The organism is Thermogutta sp. (assembly GCF_039793925.1).
Taxonomy (GTDB): Bacteria; Planctomycetota; Planctomycetia; order Pirellulales; family Thermoguttaceae; genus Thermogutta.
In genome coordinates this window covers 1-1099 of sequence record NZ_JBAMME010000170.1, presented here as the reverse complement: position 1 = coordinate 1099, position 1099 = coordinate 1, and the positions used below count along the sequence as shown (strand labels likewise).

The window sequence follows — 1099 nt, the reverse complement described above, 5'->3', positions numbered from 1 at the left end:
CCGAAAGCGTCGTAACGGCTTTCGTCCCGCTTGGGAAATCCGCTGATCCCCTGCCACTGGCGCAGCGTATGGAAGCGGTCTCGCCGCCCCGTGATGAGTTTGTGCGTGTAGCACTGATGGCCCACATCCCAGACGATACGGTCGTTGGGGGCGTCGAAGACGTAGTGAAGGGCCAACGTGAGTTCCACCACACCCAGGTTTGGAGCCAAATGCCCTCCGGTGCACGCCGTGGTTTCAATGATCACCCGGCGGATCTCTTTGGCCAGATTTTCCAGTTCCTTGACCGAAAGGCGCTTGAGATCCTTTGGGGAGTCGATGGTCTGCAGCAGGCAGCTGACTGCGCCGAGGGATTGGCGTTCTTGGTCCGTCTTGCGTTCCACGTTCGTTTCGTTCACCCTTTCCTTGCCGTTTCTTGAAACACCATGCCGAAACCTTCCGGCCAGTGCCGGCCCCTTTTTTCGAAAAGGCGAGGAGGCGGTTTCATGCCCTGCGGACCAGAAGATACCGGGCGATGGCTCTCAGGGGATCGGCTTTGGCATCAAACTTTTCCAGCGTTTCCACGGCCCGTTCCACGTGGTCTCGCGCGATTTCTTTCGTGCGCGCCATGCCCAAAAGGGCCGGATAGGTTTTCTTGTTCTTGGCCGCATCGGATCCGGCCGATTTGCCCATGAGGCGGGGGTCTCCTTCCACATCAAGCAAATCGTCGGTGATCTGAAAGGCCAGCCCGAGATGCCTGCCGTAGCGCGCGAGGGCTTCCACGGTGTCGGGGGGAGCGCCCGCCAGGACGGAGCCCATTTCCAGAGACGCACAAATGAGGGCGCCCGTCTTCCGGATGTGCATGTATTCCACGGTGGCCAAATCCACATCGCGCGATTCGCATTCCAAATCGATGACCTGTCCGCCGATCATGCCCTGAGCTCCCGAGGCCCGCGCCAGGATGGCCACGGCCTGGAGCCTGCGTTCTGCGGGGACGGCGCTGCCGCCTTTGCCGTGAGAAGCCGCCAACAGCCCGAAGGCTTCCGTCAACAGGAGATCCCCGGCCAGAATGGCCACCGCTTCCCCGTAGACCCGATGATTCGTCGGGCGGCCTCGGCGGAAA

At 61.3% G+C, this 1099-nt stretch carries 2 protein-coding genes; both read right to left on the bottom strand.

From position 1 onward, the window contains the following. Positions 1–395, bottom strand: a 395-nt coding sequence (locus tag ABJK56_RS06605) for a 1-deoxy-D-xylulose-5-phosphate synthase N-terminal domain-containing protein (RefSeq protein ID WP_347243873.1), incomplete at its 3' end; no start/stop codon positions are given. An 85-nt stretch (positions 396–480) separates the two neighbouring features. Beyond that, positions 481–1099 (bottom strand): polyprenyl synthetase family protein (locus ABJK56_RS06600; protein ID WP_347243872.1); only part of this gene is annotated, 619 nt, incomplete at its 5' end.